At 62.4% G+C, this 19,794-nt stretch carries 17 protein-coding genes; 8 read left to right on the plus strand and 9 right to left on the minus strand.

The window, feature by feature from the left end:
* Window positions 1-89: 89 nt before the first annotated feature.
* Entirely contained in the window at window positions 90-1,397 is a 1,308-nt protein-coding gene (locus tag CO676_RS06770) for an MFS transporter (protein ID WP_179875421.1), read from the plus strand.
* A gap of 161 nt (window positions 1,398-1,558) precedes the next feature.
* Window positions 1,559-2,821, plus strand: coding sequence for a peptide antibiotic transporter SbmA (sbmA, locus tag CO676_RS06775; RefSeq protein ID WP_041415541.1), 1,263 nt, complete (start codon window positions 1,559-1,561; stop codon window positions 2,819-2,821).
* A gap of 9 nt (window positions 2,822-2,830) precedes the next feature.
* Here sbmA and CO676_RS06780 read toward each other — a convergent pair whose 3' ends face one another.
* Complete coding sequence (locus CO676_RS06780) at window positions 2,831-3,835, minus strand: hypothetical protein (protein ID WP_014765400.1); 1,005 nt, start codon at window positions 3,833-3,835, stop codon at window positions 2,831-2,833.
* 201 nt (window positions 3,836-4,036) lie between these two features.
* On the opposite strand from CO676_RS06780, the gene CO676_RS06785 reads away from it, so the two are divergent.
* The 3 genes from CO676_RS06785 (at window position 4,037) to der (ending at window position 6,919) form a co-directional block, all read left to right on the plus strand.
* On the plus strand, window positions 4,037-4,624 hold the full coding sequence (locus tag CO676_RS06785; protein ID WP_097520044.1) for an NnrU family protein: 588 nt from the start codon (window positions 4,037-4,039) through the stop codon (window positions 4,622-4,624).
* Window positions 4,625-4,809: 185 nt separating this feature from the next.
* Entirely contained in the window at window positions 4,810-5,478 is a 669-nt protein-coding gene (locus CO676_RS06790) for a tetratricopeptide repeat protein (protein ID WP_014765398.1), read from the plus strand.
* Between the two features lie 10 nt (window positions 5,479-5,488).
* The gene (gene der, locus CO676_RS06795; protein WP_097520045.1) at window positions 5,489-6,919 is read left to right on the plus strand and encodes a ribosome biogenesis GTPase Der; all 1,431 of its coding nucleotides are present in this window, start codon (window positions 5,489-5,491) and stop codon (window positions 6,917-6,919) included.
* A gap of 136 nt (window positions 6,920-7,055) precedes the next feature.
* Here the strand turns inward: der and CO676_RS06800 are convergent, their stop codons facing one another.
* Window positions 7,056-7,976, minus strand: coding sequence for a sugar kinase (locus CO676_RS06800; RefSeq protein WP_097520046.1), 921 nt, complete (start codon window positions 7,974-7,976; stop codon window positions 7,056-7,058).
* A gap of 145 nt (window positions 7,977-8,121) precedes the next feature.
* On the opposite strand from CO676_RS06800, the gene CO676_RS06805 reads away from it, so the two are divergent.
* Complete coding sequence (locus CO676_RS06805; RefSeq protein WP_097520324.1) at window positions 8,122-9,768, plus strand: alpha-glucosidase family protein; 1,647 nt, start codon at window positions 8,122-8,124, stop codon at window positions 9,766-9,768.
* A 119-nt stretch (window positions 9,769-9,887) separates the two neighbouring features.
* Here the strand turns inward: CO676_RS06805 and ade are convergent, their stop codons facing one another.
* The 7 genes from ade to CO676_RS06840 form a co-directional block, all read right to left on the minus strand.
* Window positions 9,888-11,585 carry an adenine deaminase gene (gene ade, locus CO676_RS06810; RefSeq protein ID WP_097520047.1) on the minus strand — a complete coding sequence of 566 codons (1,698 nt, stop codon included), beginning with the start codon at window positions 11,583-11,585 and terminating at the stop codon, window positions 9,888-9,890.
* An 89-nt stretch (window positions 11,586-11,674) separates the two neighbouring features.
* Window positions 11,675-13,003: an aspartate aminotransferase family protein gene (locus CO676_RS06815; RefSeq protein WP_097520048.1), complete on the minus strand. Its 1,329-nt coding sequence runs from the start codon at window positions 13,001-13,003 to the stop codon at window positions 11,675-11,677.
* A 227-nt stretch (window positions 13,004-13,230) separates the two neighbouring features.
* Window positions 13,231-13,575: a metalloregulator ArsR/SmtB family transcription factor gene (locus CO676_RS06820; RefSeq protein ID WP_014765392.1), complete on the minus strand. Its 345-nt coding sequence runs from the start codon at window positions 13,573-13,575 to the stop codon at window positions 13,231-13,233.
* Window positions 13,576-13,694: 119 nt separating this feature from the next.
* Window positions 13,695-14,438: a HugZ family protein gene (locus CO676_RS06825; protein ID WP_097520049.1), complete on the minus strand. Its 744-nt coding sequence runs from the start codon at window positions 14,436-14,438 to the stop codon at window positions 13,695-13,697.
* Between the two features lie 82 nt (window positions 14,439-14,520).
* A complete protein-coding gene (gene choV, locus CO676_RS06830; RefSeq protein ID WP_014765390.1) occupies window positions 14,521-15,570 on the minus strand; it encodes a choline ABC transporter ATP-binding protein in 1,050 nt (349 codons plus the stop codon).
* Complete coding sequence (gene choW, locus CO676_RS06835; protein WP_014765389.1) at window positions 15,567-16,412, minus strand: choline ABC transporter permease subunit; 846 nt, start codon at window positions 16,410-16,412, stop codon at window positions 15,567-15,569. Before choW ends, choV begins: the two co-directional genes overlap by 4 nt.
* Before the next feature lie 182 nt (window positions 16,413-16,594).
* Complete coding sequence (locus CO676_RS06840; RefSeq protein ID WP_097520050.1) at window positions 16,595-17,551, minus strand: choline ABC transporter substrate-binding protein; 957 nt, start codon at window positions 17,549-17,551, stop codon at window positions 16,595-16,597.
* 293 nt (window positions 17,552-17,844) lie between these two features.
* Between CO676_RS06840 and CO676_RS06850 the strand changes: the two genes are divergently transcribed.
* Together CO676_RS06850 and CO676_RS06855 are read left to right on the plus strand one after the other, a co-directional pair.
* A complete protein-coding gene (locus tag CO676_RS06850) occupies window positions 17,845-18,432 on the plus strand; it encodes a thymidine kinase (protein WP_097520052.1) in 588 nt (195 codons plus the stop codon).
* A 214-nt stretch (window positions 18,433-18,646) separates the two neighbouring features.
* Window positions 18,647-19,735, plus strand: a complete 1,089-nt coding sequence (locus tag CO676_RS06855) for a hypothetical protein (RefSeq protein WP_097520053.1) — start codon at window positions 18,647-18,649, stop codon at window positions 19,733-19,735.
* Window positions 19,736-19,794 lie beyond the last annotated feature (59 nt).

Here is a 19,794-nt window from a genome sequence, read left to right on the forward strand (position 1 = left end):
CGGCCACGGCCGCGATCGTTCGATTCCATCAATCGAAGCTTCAATTATTATGATTTGTCGCCTTCTTGCTGCGATGCAATAAAGGAGACATGAGCACGCTCCACAGATTGCCGGATCGCGAGGACAGCCACACGAGGCAAGCCGAGAAGAGCGACGGCGCTGATCCATCTCGCAAGGGACAAGCAGCAAAGATTTCGTCTTCTACGCTCGACGTGGCCGCAGGCAGCAGCCTCGCCGCGACGGCGATTGCCGGGGCCGTCGCCATGGCCGTCGCGATGGGCTTCGGCCGCTTCTCCTACACGCCCATCCTGCCGGCGATGATGGCGGATGCGGGGCTTTCGCCGGCGGATGCCGGGCTGATCGCCTCGGCCAATTTCGTCGGCTATCTCGCGGGCGCCGTGCTCGCCGCCTATGGCTGGGCGCACGGGCACGAGCGGCGGATCGGCCTTGCGGCACTTTTCGCAACGACGCTGTTGCTGGCGGCTATGGGGCTCACGTCGTCCGTTCTCGTCTATTGCATCATTCGTTTCCTTGCCGGTCTGGCGAGCGCCTTCGCGATGATCTTCGTATCAGGGATCGTGCTGGGGCAGGGGTTGCGCGCGACATCCGAACACGTGCCCTCGGTGCATTTCGGCGGCGTCGGCTTCGGCATCGCGCTTTCGTCGATCTGCGTCTGGGCGGCACCGCTCGCGGGCGTCACCGGCCTTTCGGCCTCGCAGGCGGATTGGTTCACCGGCGCGATTGTGGCGCTGCTGGGGACGGCTCTTGTTGCCGCGCTCCTGCCGGCGAGCCATCACGTGGGGAACGGGGCTGAGCGGGAGGCGCCGCTTACCTGGACCCGGCCGCTGACCGCGGTCACGCTCACCTATGGCTTCTTCGGCTTCGGCTACGTGATCACAGCGACCTTCCTGGTCGCCATGGCGCGCGATGCCAGCGGCGGCCACAGCGTCGAGTTCCTCGCCTGGCTGATCACCGGCGTCAGCGGTGCGCTCTCCGTCTATCTGTGGCGTTTCGCCGTGCCGCACCTCGGCCTGACCGGCGTCTATGCCGCGGGGCTTCTGGTCGAGGCCGTCGGGCTCGTGCTGACCGTTTCGCTGCCAGTGGCCGTGGCCCCTCTCGTCGGCGGGCTGATGCTCGGCGCCACCTTCATGATGGTCACCGCCTACGGCGTGCAGATCGGCCGCCAGCTCGCACCCGAAAGCCCGCGCCGGGCACTCGCCTTGATGACCGCCGCCTTCGGCATCGGCCAGATCGTCGGGCCGCTCGTCGCCGGCTGGCTTGCTGAGCGGACCGGAAGTTTCGCGTTGCCGACGCTGGTGGCCGCCGTCGTCCTGTTCTGCTGCGGGATGGTGGTGGTCCTGGAACTGCGCAGGATCAGGGTCGCGCTGGATCGGTGAAGCGCAGCTTTTCGGGCGCCCGGGACGGCGTTTCCGCGCCAGAGATTCATGAAATAACAGTAACATTCAGATTGCGTAATTGTTGCCGCACGCAATTTGCCCTAGTTTCGGCCGCATCAGGAGGCAAGTCGTTGACCTCCAAGAAACGCGAGTGCCGTCCCTTGTTCCAATCCTTCTTCCCCAAGCCGAAGCAGTTTTTCATCTCCGTCATTATCTGGTCGCTGGTTGCAGTTGGCTTTTGGTACGGCTGGGGTGAAAGCTTCGGCGCTTTCGTTGGCCTGCCGCCCGTGCCGGCCGATGCCCCGCCGATCGTCGGTATCTCGGCCTTCTGGTCGCCTGCCTTCCTCTGGTTCTATATCTACTTTGCTTTGGTGGTGGGAATTTTCGCCACCTTCTGGCAGGTCTACGCTCCGCATCGCTGGCAGAGCTGGTCTATCTGGGGATCCGCTCTCATCCTTTTCGTCACCTACTTCCAAGTGCAGGTGAGCGTGGCGATCAACAACTGGTATGGACCCTTCTGGGACTTGATCCAGGCCGCGGTTTCCAAGGCGGCTGTTGTCACGGCGGAAGAGTTCTACGCACAGATCGGCACCTTCCTCGGAATCGCCATGGTCGCCGTGGCAGTCGCGGTCATGACGCGTTTCTTCGTCAGCCATTACATCTTCCGTTGGCGTACGGCGATGAACGAATACTATATGGAAAACTGGGGCAAACTGCGTCACATCGAGGGTGCATCGCAGCGCGTACAGGAAGATACGATGCGCTTCTCCTCGACGGTCGAAGGGCTCGGCGTCAGCCTAATTGACAGTGTCATGACTTTGATCGCCTTCACGCCTGTTCTGATCAGGCTTTCGGAGAACGTCACCGAACTACCGATCGTCGGCAGCATTCCCTACCCGTTGGTCACGGCAGCCGTCCTGTGGTCGCTTTTCGGTACCGTGTTCCTCGCCCTGGTCGGGATCAAGCTGCCGGGACTGGAATTTCGCAACCAGCGTGTGGAAGCCGCCTATCGCAAGGAGCTGGTTTACGGCGAGGATCACATCGATCGCGCCCAGCCGGAAACCGTTACGGAGCTTTTCAGCAACGTGCGCATGAACTATTTCCGGCTGTATTTCCACTATCTGTACTTCAATATCGCCCGCATTTTCTATCTGCAGATCAACAACATCTTCTCGCTGCTAATCCTCGCGCCGTCGATTATCGCGGGTAAGATTTCGCTTGGTGCGCTAAACCAGATTTCCGGTGCGTTTGGCCAGGTGAGCTCGTCTTTCCAATATCTGGTCAATTCCTGGCCGACGATCGTCGAGCTTCTTTCTATCTACAAACGTCTCCGCGCTTTCGAGTCCGTGCTCGACGAAGCGCCGCTGCCCGACATCGACCGGCAGTTCATCGAGGCAGGCGGCAAGGAAGAACTCGCTCTGTGACGGCAGCAATCAGAAGGCGGAGCGATCCGCCTTCTTTCTGGCGTCCTCTATCATCGGCAAGGCGTCCGCATAGCTGACGCAGGCGACGTCCGGCTTGCCGCAGGTTTCCGTCAGGAAGCGGTCGAGCGCCCGCCAATAGGCGCCGCCATTCATCTCGACGAAGTGAAAGCCGAGTTGCAGCGGGATGCGCTCGCCGTCATATTCCTTGCGGAATGCCTCGCGATAGGCCGAAAGCGTTCGTTCCTCGAAGCGGGCGCTGTCCTTCCGGTTTTCGACGCCCATCGAGTGGCGGATGAAGAGGTTGTAGTCCATGCCGATCACCGGCCGGTGCGAGGGGCCTTCCGGGATGAGCGGCAGGCCGAAGCGCGGCATTCCGTCCGGCGCGATCGGCCAGCCGGGACCTTTGGTGACGAGGCTCGCATCATAGCTGAAACCATAGACTTCGAGCGCCGGCATGAGTCCTTCGCTCACCGACAGGTAGGGCGCGCGGAAACCCTTGATGCCGCTGCGGGCGAACTCCGCCCAGCCCTGCGGTTCGGCCTCCGGCTTCCCTGCCTTTTTCCAGGCGTCGACGAGTGCCGTGCGGAAGGCAGCGAATTCGCTCTCCCAGGCCGCCTTGCTCCAGCCCTTGCCGTCGAAATGGCCGCAGGCATGGCTGCCGATATCGTGGTCTTCGAGATGCGCCTCCCAGATATGGCCGGCGCGAATGGCGATCTCCTCGCGGCTCTGGGCGAAGCCGACATTCGAGCGGCCGGACTTCTGGCCCGGCGCCCTGTAGCTCTCTTTGCCGTCTGTCTTCGTCATCAGGAAGGTGCAGGAAAGGAAATAGGTGAAGTGCGCGCCGGTGCGCTTTGCCATGGCGAGGCTCTTCTCCCAAAGCGCATTGTCGTGCGCACCGTCGAAGGAGACGATGACGAGTTGCTTATTCCTTGCGGTCGCGGGTGCCGACGGCGGATCGGCAAGCGCGAGCGTGGGCAAAAGACAAAGCGAGAGCGCGAGAATATTGCGGGTCATTCAATAACTTCTTGGGAGAATCGGAGGAACTGCGACGAATTGTTCGCGTCGTCCCTTCTTCAACAATGCGGCAATCCTTTGATCTGACTGGAAATTCGCGGGGGATACCGTTATGCGATGGTGAACAAAGTATTAAAGCGGGACGAGCGTGCAGCTCTTGCGCTCGCTTTAGACGGGCAACGTTTCAAGATCGGGTGTGATATGGCGCTTCTGCTTCTGGGTATCGTGATCTTTCTCGGCATGCACCTCGTCCGTGTGGTTGCGCCCGGTATTCGTGCCGGCGTCATCGAGAGCCGCGGCATGGGCACATGGATGGGGCTCTATGCCCTCGTCAGCCTCGTCGGTCTCTGTCTCATCATCTACGGCTTCGGCCAGGCGCGCGGCGAAACGGGAATCCTCTACAACCCACCGGTGTTCCTGCGCCATATCGCCCTTCTGCTGATGCTCTTTGCCTTCGTCTTCCTTGCTGCAGGCTTCCTGCCGGCGGGGCGCATCGCCGTCGCGGTCAAGCATCCGCAGATCCTTTCGATCAAGATCTGGGCGCTGGCACACCTGCTTGCGAATGGCGAGACGTCCTCGGTCCTGCTCTTCGGTTCCTTTCTCGCCTGGGCGGTGATCCTGCGCATCTCGCTGAAGCGCCGCGAGCGTGCCGGCGAAGCCGTGCTGCCGGTGTTCAAGTCGGCGGGCAACGACGCGCTAGCGATCGTCCTCGGGCTCGTGGTCTTTGTGCTCTTTATCTGGAAGCTGCACGATTGGCTGATCGGCGTCGCGCCCGTCGTTATGGGCTAAATCTCGCCGGCCCCCTTACAAGCGGCGCAAAATCGGGTAGAAGGCGCAAAATCCACAAAGAGCGTTGCGCGTCCCGTCGGACGCGCAACGGGTGCTCGAACAGTTTGAGATTGCGCGTATCCCCTCCGGACATCGGTGTTGATTGTCGGGGCTACGCGCCAGCGTGCAGAAGGCCGGGGCGATAGATGGCAAACCAGGACGACAGCTTTATCCGCGAGGTCAACGAAGAACTCCGCTCGGACCAGATGAAGGCCATCTGGACGCGGTTTGGCGGCATCATCATCGGGATTGCGGCGCTCATCGTTCTCGGCACCGTCGGCAAGGTCGGCTATGACTATTGGCAGGAGAGTTCCTCGTCGCAGTCGGGGGACGCCTTTCTCGTGGCTCTCGATCTCGCCAAGGAAAACAAGCCGGAGGAGGCTCTCGCCGCACTCACGAAGCTGGAACAGGAGGGTTACGGTTCCTATCCGGTTCTCGCGCGGCTGCGCGCGGCGACGCTGAACGCGCAGAAGGGCGAAACCGAAGCGGCCGTCGCGGCGTTCTCCGAGATCGGCAAGGACACCCGCATTCCGGCGGCGCTGCGCGATGCGGCGCGGTTGCGCGCCGCTTACCTGCTCATCGATGCCGGCACCTACGATCAGGTCTCGGCCGAGGTCGAACAACTGGCGGTGCCGCAGAATGCCATGCGCCATTCGGCTCGCGAGGCGCTCGGCCTTGCCGCCTACAAGGCGGGTGATTTCACCAAGGCGAAGGGCTGGTTTCAGCAGATCGCCGAAGATACCGAAAGCCCGCGCGGCGTCGTCAACCGGGCACAGATGCTGCTTGATGTGATTGCAGCGAGCGGCAAAGCCTGAGGCCTTTGATATGAGTTTCACCGTCGCCATCGTCGGGCGTCCCAATGTCGGCAAGTCGACCTTGTTCAACCGTCTGGTTGGCAAGAAGCTGGCGCTCGTCGATGACACGCCCGGGGTCACGCGCGACCGCCGCCCCGGCGACGCGAAGCTCGTCGACCTGAAATTTCGCATCATCGATACGGCCGGTCTCGAGCAATCGGCACCCGACAGCCTGCAGGGGCGGATGTGGGCGCAGACCGAACAGGCTATCGACGAGGCGGATCTGTCACTGTTCGTCATCGACGCCAAAGCCGGCCTGACGCCGGCCGACGAAACCCTTGCCGAAATGCTGCGCCGGCGCGGCAAACCCGTCATCGTCGTCGCCAACAAGTCAGAGGCGCGCGGCTCGGACGGCGGCTTTTACGACGCCTTCACGCTCGGGCTTGGCGAGCCGTGCCCGATCTCGGCCGAGCACGGCCAGGGAATGCTCGACCTGCGCGACGCGATCGTCGCCGCACTCGGCGAGGAAAGGGCCTTCCCACCAGCGGAAGACGTCGCCGAGACCGATGTCGATATCCGTCCGACCGGTGCAGACGAGGGGGACGACGAAGAGGCCGAGCCTGCCTATGACGAAACGAAGCCCCTGCGCGTCGCAATTGTCGGCCGGCCGAATGCCGGCAAGTCGACGCTGATCAACCGCTTCCTCGGCGAAGACCGGCTGCTGACCGGTCCCGAAGCCGGCATCACCCGCGATTCCATCTCGGTCGAATGGGACTGGCGCGGTCGCGCGATCAAGATGTTCGACACGGCCGGCATGCGCCGCAAGGCCAAGGTGCAGCAGAAACTGGAAAAACTTTCGGTTGCCGACGCGCTCCGAGCGATTCGCTTTGCCGAGACGGTTGTCATCATCTTCGACGCCACGATCCCCTTCGAGAAACAGGACCTGCAGATCGTCGATCTGGTGCTGCGCGAAGGCCGTGCGGCGGTCCTGGCCTTCAACAAATGGGATCTGGTGGAGGACTGGCAGGCGGTGCTTGCGGATCTACGCGAGAAGACCGAACGGCTGCTGCCGCAGGCCCGCGGCATCCGCGCGGTGCCGATTTCCGGCCATACGGGCTATGGCCTCGACCGGCTGATGCAGGCGATCATCGAGACGGACAGGGTCTGGAACCGGCGCATCTCGACGGCACGCCTCAATCGCTGGCTGGAATCGCAGCAGGTGCAGCACCCGCCGCCAGCCGTCTCCGGCCGTCGCCTAAAGCTCAAATACATGACCCAGGTGAAGGCCCGCCCGCCCGGCTTCATGATTTCCTGCACCCGCCCCGAGGCGGTGCCGGAATCCTATGTCCGCTACCTGATCAACGGCCTGCGCCACGATTTCGACATGCCGGGCGTGCCGATCCGCATCCATTTCCGCGCTTCGGACAATCCTTTCGAATCGAAGGCGCGCAAGAGGCGGTGATCTGACCCTCGAGTGTCTTTCACGGCACGGACGCGCCGTGGCTGGATTCCTGTTACGAGCAGAGGAATGAGGGGAGAACAGTGGCGGCGAGGTAGAAGGGTTCGAGCGGCGCCCGTCGATGTGCTGAAAAGTCCATCTATCGAGCCGCTGGCAACTTCTCCCGTTCCACCAGCGCGCCATTATGGCCGATCACGGCTGCGGCGACGCGTGCGGCGAAGGCGGCTGCATCGGCCGGATTGTCGCCGGCGGCCAGGCGCGCGAGGAACGAGCCATTGAAGCTGTCCCCGGCGCTGGTAGTGTCGACGATACGAGACACAGGGGCGGCCGGGACATGCAGGCGCTCCCCTTCGCCGAACTGGAGCGTGACGCCATTGGCGCCGTCCTTGACCGCTATCTCTTCGACGCCGAGGCCGCGATAGCGTTCTATCGTCGCGCCGACCGACGCATCGCCGAAGTGCGTTGCCTCGTCGTCATAGCTTGGCAGCAGCATCGTCGCTCCCCGCGCGCCGGCTTCCAGCGTCGCCCGCATCCGTGCGGCGTCGTCCCAAAGGCGCGGGCGGATATTCGGATCGAACACGACGCGCTTGCCGCCCGCCTTTGCCCGCCGCAGTTCCGCCAGCAGGGTTTCCGCCGCATCTGGAGCAAGGATTGCGAGCGTGATCCCGGAGAAGAAGACGAGGTCTACCGACTCGATCGCTGCCCGCAGTCGATCCGGGTCGTCGGCGAGCAGCTTCGCGGCCGAGGTGGAGCGCCAGTAGGAGAAGCTGCGCTCACCGTCCTTGAGATGGATCATGTAGAGCCCCGGCATGCGGCCCTCGATTCTGGCGACATGCGCCGTACCGACCCCGGTGTCCTCGATGAAGGCGAGCATCTCCTCCGATACCACGTCGGTTCCAACGGCGGTCAGATAGTCGACGTTCCATCCGGCCGGCACGAACAGGCGCGCATAATAGGCGGTGTTGAACGTATCGCCCGCATAGCCCTTGCGCAGCATGCCTCCTTCCGCCTGCATCAGTTCGACCATGCATTCGCCGATTGAAAGCATGCTGCCTGCCATTCGCTCTTCCTCCTCCATCCGTGTCGCCGCCAATGGGTTAGCGATCTGTCGACTTCGCAGCAAGCGAATGTTGCGCGTGCCGTTTACTCGGTGAATTTGCAGCGATACATCTTTCGGGCAGCAGTTGGAACGGCGGGGTATGCGGATGGCGAGCGGTTCGGGATTTGGCGACGATTGGTGGCGCGGCGCGGTGATCTATCAGGTCTATCCGCGTTCCTTCCAGGATACGGATGGCGACGGCATCGGCGACCTGCGCGGTGTCACCGAACGTCTTTCGCATATCGGCTCGCTCGGGGTCGACGCCATCTGGCTGTCACCCTTCTTCAAATCGCCGCAAGCGGACATGGGTTACGACGTCTCCGACTATTGCGACGTAGATCCGATGTTCGGCACGCTTGCCGATTTCGATGCGATGATGGCGGAGGCGCATCGGCTGGGGCTCAAGGTGATCATCGACCAGGTGATCTCGCACACCTCCGACCGGCACCCCTGGTTCGTCGAGAGCCGTTCGAGCCGAACCAATGCCAAGGCGGATTGGTATGTCTGGGCCGATCCGAAGCCGGACGGCACGGCGCCGAACAACTGGCTTTCGATCTTTGGCGGCCCGGCCTGGGAGTGGGACGGGGTGCGCAGGCAATATTTCATGCACAATTTCCTGACGTCGCAGCCGGACCTCAATTTTCATGATCCCGGGGTCCAGGAGGCGCTGCTGGCTACGGTGCGCTTCTGGCTGGATCGAGGCGTCGACGGCTTCCGGCTCGACACCGTCAATTTCTATTTCCACGACCGGCACTTGCGGGACAACCCGCCGCTCATTCCGGATCCGGACGCGACGAGCAGCGATGCCCCCGAGGTCAACCCCTATGGTATGCAGGACCATCTCTACGACAAGACCCAGCCGGAGAACGTCGATTTCCTGCGCCGCTTGCGGGCCTTGCTCGACGAATATGGCGGCCGCACGACCGTGGGCGAGGTCGGCGACGGCGCCCGGTCGCTGAAAACCGTTGCTGCCTATACGAGCGGCGCCGACAAGCTCCACATGTGCTACACCTTCGACCTGCTCGGCCCGGAATTCTCGGCACGCCACATCCGCCGATGCGTCGAAAATTTCCAGGCGATCGTCACAGACGGCTGGGTGTGCTGGGCTTTCTCCAACCATGACGTCATGCGCCATGTCAGCCGCTTTGCGCTGCGCCAGGCCGACAGGGAACGGGTCGCGAAGCTCGCGGTCTCGCTGCTTGCCAGCCTGCGCGGCTCGATCTGCCTCTACCAGGGCGAGGAACTGGGTCTGGCGGAGGCGGAACTGACCTATGAGGAGTTGCGCGACCCTTACGGCATCCGCTTCTGGCCGGCCTTCAAGGGTCGCGATGGCTGCCGGACGCCGATGGTCTGGGAACGAGACGAGGCGAATGCAGGCTTCTCCACCGGCTTTCCCTGGCTGCCGGTGCGCGAGGAACAGCGCGCCTTGGCGGTCGATGCGCAGGAGGGTGTCGCCGGCTCGGTGCTCGAGCATTACCGCCAGACGCTCGCTTTCCGCCGCGCGCATGCGCCGCTCGTCGATGGCGACATGGCGTTCCTCGCGACCAATCAGGATCTGCTGGCCTTCACCAGGAAGAAAGGCGGCGAGACGCTGCTTTTCGTCTTCAACCTGACAGGGGAGCCGCAGACGGTTCAGATTGCCGCCGACATGGCCGTCGCCCAGGTTCTGCCGATGCCCGGATTCGCGCCCGCCTTTGCCGACAACGCGATCACGTTTGCCGGCTACGACGCCTTCTGCGGAAGGTTGCGGTGAGGAGGTTAGGCTGCCTGCTCTGCCCTTAGCGGCTTGTGAGTGGATCCTCGGTCAAGCCCAGGGTCAAGCCCGAGGATGACGACGGTAGCGGGATGCTCGCCGGTCGCACGGTCAGCAACTCACCCGATCAGCGCGAACTTGTCCACGTCGACCAAGCCGCGATCGGAAATCTTCAGGTGCGGAATGACCGGTAGCGGCAGGAAGGCAAGCTGCAGGAAGGGCTCCTCCAGCGTCGCGCCAAGGGCGAAGGCGGCCTGGCGCAGATGGTGGAGGATGTCGCGCACCCGCTCGTAAGGTTCGAGGCTCATCAGCCCGGCGATCGGCAATGCGATCTCCCCGGTCACCTTGCCGTCCTCGACGACGACGAAGCCGCCTCTGATCGCACCGAGGCGATTTGCGGCAATCGCCATGTCTTCCTCGTTGACGCCGACGACGCAGATATTGTGGCTGTCATGGCCGACGGTGGAGGCGATCGCGCCCTTCTTCAGGCCAAAGCCCTGGACGAAGCCGTTGGCATGGTTGCCGTTGATGCCGTGGCGCTCGATAACGGCGACCTTGATGATGTCGCGACCGAGATCGACTCCAGTCTGGTTGCCTTCTGCGGGAAGGCGAAAGCGGCGGTGCTCGGTGATGATCTTGCCCGGCAGCACGCCGATCACGGACGTTTCGCCCTCCGCATAGGGCACGCCGAAATCGGCGGCCTTGATCTCACCGGCCTTGACGCTGTCGAGCCCCACCGGATCGATCGACTTGCGCAGGGCAAAGAGCGCGTCGGTCACGCGTCTCCCGCCCGAAAAGACCATCTCCGCCTTGCAGTTCTCCAGGCTGTCGACGACGACGAGGTCGGCACGCCAGCCGGGCGCCACAAGGCCGCGGTCGCGGAGCCCGAATGCACGCGCCGCCGAGATCGAGGCGGCGCGATAGATCGCCAGGGGCTCGACGCCTGCGGCGATCGCTGTGCGGATCATATGGTCGAGATGGCCCTGTTCGGCGATATCGAGCGGATTGCGATCGTCCGTGCAGAGCGCCAGATAGGGTGACAGCCGCTCGGTGATGATTGGCATCAATGCATGCAAGTCCTTCGACACCGAGCCTTCGCGCACGAGGATGTGCATGCCCTTGCGGATCTTTTCGAGCGCTTCCTCGGCGCTCGTGCATTCGTGGTCGGTGCGGATGCCGGTCGCGAGGTAACCGTTCAGTTCCTTGCCGCGCAAGAGCGGTGCATGGCCGTCGATGTGGCCGCCCTGGAAGGCTTCGAGCTTGGCGAGGCAGACGGGGTCCTTGTGGATGACGCCGGGGAAATTCATGAACTCGGCAAGGCCGATCACCTTGGGGTGATGGCGAAAGGGCGTGAGCCGCTCGATCGGCAGATCGGCACCCGCCGTCTCGAGATGCGTTGCCGGCACGCAGGAGGACAGCTGGACGCGGATGTCCATGATCGTTTCCATCGCCGAATCCAGGAAGAACTGGATACCTTCGGTGCCGAGCACGTTGGCGATTTCGTGCGGATCGCAGATCGCCGTCGTGATCCCGAGCGGCAGCACGCAACGGTCGAATTCGTGCGGCGTGACGAGCGAGGATTCGATGTGCAGATGCGTATCGATGAAGCCGGGGACGACGATGCGGCCAGAGACGTCGACCTCCTCGCGTCCCTCGTAGTCGCCGCAGGTGCCGACGATCCTGTCGCCGGATACGGCAATGTCGGACGCGACGAGTTCGCCGGTGACGAGATCGAAGAACCGCCCGCCCTTGAGCACGATGTCGGCCGGCTTTCGGCCGACGCCCTGATCGATCAAACGTTCCAGCGCCTCGGACATGCCTGCACCTCGCCCCTGCTGCTTTGCTGATGAGAATAACCCTTTCCCCGCGCGCGGGGAAAGGGTTCGAGAAACGCGAGGCAGAATTCTCAGATATTGTTCTTCAGAACGTCGCGCAGCTTGTCGAAGAGTTCGTCGATCTGGTGTTTCTCGATAATCAGCGGCGGTGACAGCGCGATGATATCGCCGGTCGTGCGGATCAACAGCCCTTTCTCGTAGGCCTTCAGGAAGGCGGAGAAGGCGCGCTTCGTCGCCTCGCCGGCGATCGGCTCGAGTTCGACCGCGCCGATCAGCCCGATGTTGCGGATGTCGATCACATGTGGGCAGTCCTTCAGCGAATGCAGCCCCTCCTCCCAATAGGGGGCGAGCTCGGCGGCGCGCGTCAGCAGCCCTTCTTCCTTGTAGGTGTCGAGCGTTCCGAGTGCGGCGGCCGAGGCGATCGGATTGCCGGAATAGGTATAGCCGTGGAAGAACTCGATGAGATGCTCCGGCCCGGTCATGAAGGCGTCGTGGATCTCCGAGGTGACGAACACCGCCCCCATCGGGATCACGCCGTTGGTCAGGCCCTTGGCGGTGGTGATGATATCCGGCTTGACGTCGAAATATTGCGCGGCAAAGGGCGTGCCGAGGCGGCCGTAGCCGGTGATGACTTCGTCGAAGATCAACAGGATGCCGTGCTTGGTGCAGATTTCGCGCAGCTTCTGGAGATAGCCCTTCGGCGGGATAAGTACCCCGGTGGAGCCGGCGACCGGCTCGACGATGACGGCGGCGATCGTCGAGGCGTCGTGGAGGGTGACGATCCGCTCCAGTTCGCTCGCGAGATCGGCGCCATGCTCGGGTTCGCCACGGGTAAACGCATTTTTCCCCGGGAGGTGGGTGTGGGACAGATGATCGACGCCGGTCAGCAGCGTGCCGAACATCTTGCGGTTGGAGACGATGCCGCCGACCGAAATGCCGCCGAAATTGACACCATGATAGCCGCGTTCGCGGCCGATCAGGCGGAAGCGCGAGCCGTTACCCTTGGCGCGGTGATATGCGAGCGCCACCTTTAGAGCGGTATCGACCGATTCCGAGCCGGAATTGGTGTAGAGGACATGGTTCAGGCCCTCCGGCGCGATATCGACCAGCCGGTTGGCAAGTTCGAACGCCTTTGGATGGCCAAGCTGAAAGGCCGGCGCATAGTCGAGTTCGCCCGCCTGTTCGCGAATCGCCTCGGTGATCTTCGGCCGACAGTGGCCGGCATTGACGCACCACAGCCCCGCCGTTCCATCGAGCACGGTGCGCCCGTCATGGGTGGTGTAATACATGTCCTTGGCGCCGACGAAGAGGCGCGGCTCCTTCTTGAACTGCCGATTGGCGGTAAACGGCATCCAGAAGGCGCGCAGATCGTTCGGGGTGGTGTTAAGACGGTTCGACATGTCCTGTTCTCCTCGGCGAATCTTGTTGCCGGCGACGCGAGCAACTCACCGGATCCGCATTCTTTTACCCGTTGGTCAAATTATCAGCGCCCCTGTGAGCGTCAAGCCTGCCGATGTGAGCGTCAAGTCTGCCGGCGTCTTAAGGCTTTTCGCTTCTGCGCAAAAAACAAGCCCCGCGATTGCTCGGCGGGGCTTTGGACTTGCAGCTCTTGTCGGCGTCTTGGGAGTCAGGCCGACTTGCGCACGAGGGGCTTTTCTATCACGACGCTCGTGGCCGCGCCGTAAATCTCCGAGAGTGCGCCCAAAATCTTCATGACGGCATCCGACGAACTCGAATAGTAGATCGTCTGCGCGTCGCGACGGGTGCTAACCAGATTCTGGGCACGCAACTTCGAGAGGTGCTGGGAAAGAGCCGACTGGCTCAGCCCGACCTTGTTGGCCAATGCGCCTACCGCCATTTCTTCCTTGACCAGAGAGTCGAGAATGAGCAGGCGTTTTGGATTTGCCATGGCCGAGAGGAAACCGGCTGCTATTTCGGCTTCCTCATGTTTTTCAGGCGAAAGAGGCTGCATTGCGTGCTCCATGCGAGAATTACATCACACGTAGTTATGTTTTACGAAGCACGATAATTAGCCGTGATGCATAAAAGGGCAACCACCCACTGCAAGAATTGGGGGTAGCTAAGTGCCGATTAACCGTTAAGTTTTTTCAAAATTGGCCGCAACTGCACCGTGTCTTCGATAGGCGCCTCAAATTCGAGACGTCGCAATCTTTCTCCGTCGGAAAGGTCGAGACCGGCCGCATCGATTCCGACGATCCTCCAGTCGCCGTCCCCCGCACGGCAGTGGACTGTCGCATAATGCTTCACGGCGTCTCGGTGATCGGCATTCATATGTTCGATGGCGCTGCCCTCCATCTCGGCGAGCGCGGCGATCGCGGGCGAAGCGATGGCGAGATCCTCGTCGGTCAGCACATAGGCGCGGCCGAAGCCGCCATTGAGGCTGGCGCGCAGCGGCACCAGGCGGAAAAAGCCGAAATCCGGAAAATCCACATAGAGCCGAGCCTTGGGATGGCGGCGAAGAAAACGTTCGCGGATGCGGCCATGCGCGGCGCTGTCGCGCTGAACCTCCTCGGCCTCGCATTGGACGGTGAGGCGCGGATGGGCGAGGGGATCGCCCTTGCCGGGCTCACCCGTCAGCAGAGATGCGCGCCGGTCGGCAAGCAGCGCCTGGGTATGGGTCGAAAGCCGCGAGACGAGGATGACCGGCGTTCCGTCGATGTCGATGCCGATCAACGCGCGGCTGACGAAGGGGAAGCCATTGCCTTCAGGCTCGAGCACTGCGAGCGCGCCGCTGCGTGCCGATCGGAGCAACACGCGGGCAAGCTTGCGCGCGTCGTCGTCGGTGTCACGCAAGACATTCGGTTTGTCGCTCATGATGCGTTCCTCGCCGCAAGCCGTATCAAAAAAGCCCGGAGCGGCTGCTCCAGGCTTCTTTTGAACCGCTCGGTTTCTCGCGTCAATCTTTGCTGCGGTGGCGCGTCAGGCCTTCGACGATGTTCTGCGCGTCGATGGTCCCGACCACCGCGCCGTTATCGACGACGCCGATGCTGCCCGGCTGGCGGGACATGGCGTCGAGGATGTCGACCAGCGGCGTCGAGGGTTTGGCCGTTGCCGTCACGCCGGTATTGGCAGCGGTCCGCTCGACGCCGGTCTGCATCACGTCTTTCGCCGTCAGCATGGTGATCGGGTTCATATGCTGGACGAAGTCGGCCACGTACTGATTGGCGGGGTTCTTGACGATCTCTTGCGGCGTGCCGCACTGGATGATCCGGCCACCCTCCATGATGGCGATGCGATTGCCGATGCGGAAGGCCTCGTCGAGGTCGTGGCTGACGAAGATGATCGTCTTCTTCAGTCGCCGCTGGAACTCGAGCAACTCGTCCTGCAGGCGCGTGCGGATCAGCGGGTCGAGGGCCGAGAACGGCTCGTCCATCAACAGGATGGGGGCGCCGGTGGCGAAAGCCCGCGCCAGGCCGACGCGCTGCTGCATGCCGCCCGAAAGCTCGTTCACCTTGCGGTCTGCCCATTTGGCCAGATTGACGAGTTCAAGCTGCTCGCCGACGCGCTTCTTTCGCTCGGCGTCGGCAACGCCGGCCAGTTCGAGGCCGAAGCCGACATTGTCGGCCACCGTGCGCCAGGGAAGCAGGGCGAATTGCTGGAAGACCATCGACACAATGTGCATGCGGAAGTCGCGCAAGGCCTTGGCATTGCACCGATATGGGTTCAGCGATCCGCCCGGGGTCTTTACCTCGACCTCGCCGCGCACGACCGGGGCCAGGCCGTTGACGGCTCGGAGCAGCGTCGACTTGCCGGAGCCGGACAGGCCCATCAGCACGAGGATCTCGCCTTCGTGGATCGCCAGCGAGGCACCGGCAACGCCGAGCACGTGGCCCGTGGCCGCGCCGATCTCGTCGCGGGTCTTGCCCTGGTCGACCATCTGCAGGGCAGGCTGGGGGTTCTTGCCGAAGATGATATCGACATTCTTGAAAAGGACGGCTTCGGTCATGCGCCTTCTCCTTCATCGGACGAGCGGAAAAGACGGTCAAGGACGATGGCGAGGATGACGATACAGAGCCCGGACTCGAACCCCCTGGCGATATTCACCGTGTTCAGCGCCCGAAGGACGGGCACCCCGAGGCCGTCGGCACCGACGAGCGCGGCGATGACCACCATCGACAGGGACAGCATGATGGTCTGCGTCAGCCCGGCCATGATCTGCGGCATGGCGAAGGGAATCTCCACCTTGCGCAGCACCTGCCATGGCGTAGCGCCGAAGGATTCGGCCGCCTCGACCAGCGACGGCGGCGTCGAGATGATGCCGAGACGCGTCAGGCGAATCGGCGCGGGGATAGCAAAAATGACGGTGGCGATCAGACCGGGCACCATGCCGAGACCGAAAAGGATCAGCGCCGGAATGAGATAGACGAAGGTCGGGATCGTCTGCATCAGATCGAGAATCGGGCGCATGATCGAGTAAACCCAGGCACGCCGCGCAGCCACTATGCCGAGGGGCACGCCGACGGCCATGCTGACGAAGCTCGCCGCGAGCACCAGTGCCAGCGTCTCCGTGGTTTCCTGCCAGTAGCCCTGATTGACAATCAAGAGCAGCCCAAGACAGGTGAAGGCGGCGATGCCGATCGAACGGCGGAACCACCACGCAAGGGCGGTCACGATCGCGATGACGATAAGCGGGTGCGGCGTCTGGAGAATGTAGAGCAGAACGGAGATAATCCCCGAGAGCAGATTTGCGAGCTGGTCGAAGAACAGCTCGAAATTCGTTGTCAGCCAATCGACGAACGCCTTGGCCCAGCCGCCAACCGGGATGCGATTTTCAGTCAGAAATTCCACGAACTGGATCCCTCTTGTCAGGGTCAAACACTGGATCGCATGAAGCGGTGGGAAAGGCGGGGAGTTTCCCCGCCCGACCGCATGTTCCTTGAATCAGTGCCGATTCAGGATGGAAGCACGCAGCAATTCGAAGTGCCGCAGCGATCTTTGCGCGTCTCGATGAACGCGCGGCGCTACGGCAATCAGAGACCGAGCGCGGACTTCACCGCAGCCAGTCCGTCGCTACCATCCTTCGTGGTCACGCCGGCAAGCCACGGCTCGATGGCAGAGGGGTTGTCCTTGAGCCAGGCGGCAGCGGCCTTTTCCGGATCTTCGCCGTCGTTCAGGATCTTGCCCATGATCTCGTTCTCCATCTGGAGCGAAAAGTTCATGTTCTTGAGCAAGGCGCCGACATTCGGGCATTCGGTCGTGTAGCCGGCACGCACGTTGGTGTGCACGGTGGCGCCGCCGAAGTTCGGGCCGAAGATATCATCGCCACCGGAGAGATAGGTGAGCTTGAAGTTGGCGTTCATCGGATGCGGCTCCCAGCCGAGGAAGACGATCGGTTCGCCATCCTTCTCGGCGCGTGCCACCTGCGCCAGCATGCCCTGCTCGGAGGATTCGACGACCTCGAAGCCCTTGAGATCGAACGTACCCTTCTCGACCATGTCGATGATCAGGCGGTTGCCGTCGTTGCCCGGCTCGATGCCATAGATCTTGCCATCGAGCGCATCCTTCTGGGCGGCAATGTCCTTGAAGTCCTTGATGCCGAGCTCAGCGCCCTTGGCGTTGGTCGCCAGCGTGTATTTGGCACCTTCGAGATTTTGGCGGACGGTCTCGACCGACTTGTCTTCGCGGTACGGCTTGATGTCGGCTTCCATCGTCGGCATCCAGTTGCCGAGGAAGACGTCGATATCCTTGTTCTTCAAGGACGTGTAGGTAACGGGGACCGAAAGCACCTTGACGTCCGTCTCGTAGCCGAGCGCCTTGAGAAGGGTGGTTGCCGTCGCCGTCGTTGCGGTGATGTCCGTCCAGCCGACGTCGGAGAAGCGGACAGTGCCGCAGCTTTCCGCCTCAGCCGCGGCCGCATTGCCGGCGGTCAAGGCCGCCATGCAGATGGCACCCGCCAGCATGAATTTGAGCGAGAATGTCCTTGTCATCGTTATCGTTCCCCTGCCTGTGTTCTTTTTTAGCCAAACACCAATGCGCCCCGAATTCAAGGCCTTGGCGTCGAGGGAAGTGTATTGTCTCATTCCATTAAGGGGATGCACAAAACGACGCTGAATGTCGCAATGCCTGCGAAATGGCGCTCCAAAAACAGCGATAGGCTCACGCGCGACGCGGGCCGGACCAATTTCGGCGAGGGCGAAAATCTGTGGGTCGCGCCGACGCGCTCTGGTCATCGGCCGTTCGCACGGTCATTTAGCGCAGACGACGCCCGGGAACCCTGATTATGGCCAAACTCTACTTCAGCTACGCGACGATGAATGCGGGCAAGAGCACGCTGCTCCTGCAAGCAGCTTACAACTATCAGGAGCGCGGCATGCGCGTCGTGATGCTGATCGCCGCCTTCGACGATCGGGCCGGCACGGGGCGCATCGCATCGCGCATCGGGCTCCAATCGGAGGGGATCCCGTTCCATGGGAAGGACGATCTTTTCAAACTCGTCGAGCGGCTGAACGGCGACGGCTCCGGCGAGATCGCCTGCGTCTTCGTCGACGAGGCGCAGTTCCTCGGCGAGGATCAGGTGTGGCAGCTCGCACGCGTCGCCGATCGCCTCGGCATTCCGGTCATGGCCTATGGCCTGAGAACGGACTTCCAGGGGAAGCTCTTTCCGGGTTCCATGGCGCTGCTGGCGATTGCCGACGAGCTGCGCGAGGTCAGGACGATCTGCCATTGCGGACGCAAGGCGACGATGGTCGTGCGCCTCGATGGCGAGGGCAATGTGGTGCGCGAGGGTGCGCAGGTCGATGTCGGGGGCAACGAGAAATACGTCTCCTACTGCCGCCGCCATTGGGAAGACAAAATGCGCGACGGCTGACGACCGTCTCGCAATGCATTCGTTGCAAGCGCCGTGAATCGAGCATCCCGCTGCCGGACCATGCAAGAGCCGCCCGATCTCGCCGGTCGGCCAAAAAAAGCCGGTCGGCGTCTCTTGTCCTGACTTGCTAAACACCCTTTATATAAGTGCAATTAAGGGCTGAACAATTCGGTTCGTGGCCACGGCTGCCCGGATGGACGGAGGGGATAAGGAAATGGCGACTCTTCAGAACTTTGACGCCGAGATCGCGAAGACGCGCAGCGTCGTTGACGAGATGCGCGGCAAGCTCGAGCAGTCCGGCGTCGTCCTCGAGCAGTTCGCCAAGGCTGACACCAAGCTCGGCGACGTCAATTTCGATATCGAGAACGCCCGCATCCAGGACGTCCTCAAGCAGCAGAAGGCGATGGAAGCCAATATCGCCGATCTGATTATCGGGCTGGAAGACGCGACAAACGTCTTCGGTGCCGAATTCGAGAGCATGAAGAGCTATACCGGCTACGAGAAGTTCATCGGCATCTTCTCCAAGCAGTCGATGCAGCGCCTGCGCACCGACCGGGTGCGCAACATGTCGCTCGCCGGCAACCTCCAGGAACTGCTCGTCAAGTCCGACACCATCGTCGGTATCCTCAAGGAGCAGAAGGCGATCCTCGACCAGCGCTACAAGACTTCCGAGCAGAGCCTCATCCAGGTGATCGAGCGCCGCAAGGGCACGATGGCCGCGCTCGTGGAGACCCAGAAGCGGATCGAGGAGCTCAATCCGCTGCTGCTCGACATCGAGAACCGGATCGCGGCTTCCACGGATCAGACGACCCGCACCGACCTCGAGGCCGAGCGCTCGCGGCTCGCCACTGAATACAACGAGAAGCAGGCCAAGGAACAGGAACTGCTCGCCGAGAGCCAGACGCTCGAGCGCTACACCGCGATGTTCCAGACCTTTGTCGATTCGCTCAACAACCAGATCGCCGCGCAGAACACGCTGATCAACAAGCTGACGATCGATACGGAACAGCGCATCGTGCTCTACAAGTCGCTCGAGGATTCGTTGAAGACGGCGGCGCAGCAGGATGTGGCGCACAAGATCAACACGCTCGGCAGCCAGGTCGACACCGCCGCCGAGGAGACGATGGCTGGAATTGGCGCCGCCGCCCAGCGCCATATTGGCGACCTGCTCGAAATGCATGAAAAGAACATGCTCGCGACGCAGGATATCCAGCGGCGCAAGAAACTGGCCGACGACGCCTTCGCCCGTCGCTTCCAGACGGTGATGGACAAGCACAATGCCGCAAACTACGTGAAGCAGTGATCGGCAAAGCGGCAATGACCAGCTTTCCGACCGCCTTTCGGCAATTGCCGGAGGGATAT

This window comes from Sinorhizobium sp. BJ1 (genome assembly GCF_002531555.1).
In the GTDB taxonomy this organism is placed as follows: Bacteria; Pseudomonadota; Alphaproteobacteria; order Rhizobiales; family Rhizobiaceae; genus Sinorhizobium; species Sinorhizobium fredii_B.

Coding starts and splice junctions, on each gene's coding strand:
- CO676_RS06785 (WP_097520044.1), top strand. CDS start 4,037: ATGGCGCTTCTGCTTCTGGGTATCGTGATCTTTCTCGGCATGCACCTC.
- CO676_RS06825 (WP_097520049.1), bottom strand. CDS start 14,438: ATGAGCGACAAACCGAATGTCTTGCGTGACACCGACGACGACGCGCGC.
- der (WP_097520045.1), top strand. CDS start 5,489: ATGAGTTTCACCGTCGCCATCGTCGGGCGTCCCAATGTCGGCAAGTCG.
- CO676_RS06805 (WP_097520324.1), top strand. CDS start 8,122: ATGGCGAGCGGTTCGGGATTTGGCGACGATTGGTGGCGCGGCGCGGTG.
- CO676_RS06815 (WP_097520048.1), bottom strand. CDS start 13,003: ATGTCGAACCGTCTTAACACCACCCCGAACGATCTGCGCGCCTTCTGG.
- CO676_RS06850 (WP_097520052.1), top strand. CDS start 17,845: ATGGCCAAACTCTACTTCAGCTACGCGACGATGAATGCGGGCAAGAGC.
- CO676_RS06780 (WP_014765400.1), bottom strand. CDS start 3,835: ATGACCCGCAATATTCTCGCGCTCTCGCTTTGTCTTTTGCCCACGCTC.
- CO676_RS06790 (WP_014765398.1), top strand. CDS start 4,810: ATGGCAAACCAGGACGACAGCTTTATCCGCGAGGTCAACGAAGAACTC.
- CO676_RS06840 (WP_097520050.1), bottom strand. CDS start 17,551: ATGACAAGGACATTCTCGCTCAAATTCATGCTGGCGGGTGCCATCTGC.
- CO676_RS06820 (WP_014765392.1), bottom strand. CDS start 13,575: ATGCAGCCTCTTTCGCCTGAAAAACATGAGGAAGCCGAAATAGCAGCC.
- CO676_RS06770 (WP_179875421.1), top strand. CDS start 90: ATGAGCACGCTCCACAGATTGCCGGATCGCGAGGACAGCCACACGAGG.
- CO676_RS06855 (WP_097520053.1), top strand. CDS start 18,647: ATGGCGACTCTTCAGAACTTTGACGCCGAGATCGCGAAGACGCGCAGC.
- choV (WP_014765390.1), bottom strand. CDS start 15,570: ATGACCGAAGCCGTCCTTTTCAAGAATGTCGATATCATCTTCGGCAAG.
- ade (WP_097520047.1), bottom strand. CDS start 11,585: ATGTCCGAGGCGCTGGAACGTTTGATCGATCAGGGCGTCGGCCGAAAG.
- CO676_RS06800 (WP_097520046.1), bottom strand. CDS start 7,976: ATGGCAGGCAGCATGCTTTCAATCGGCGAATGCATGGTCGAACTGATG.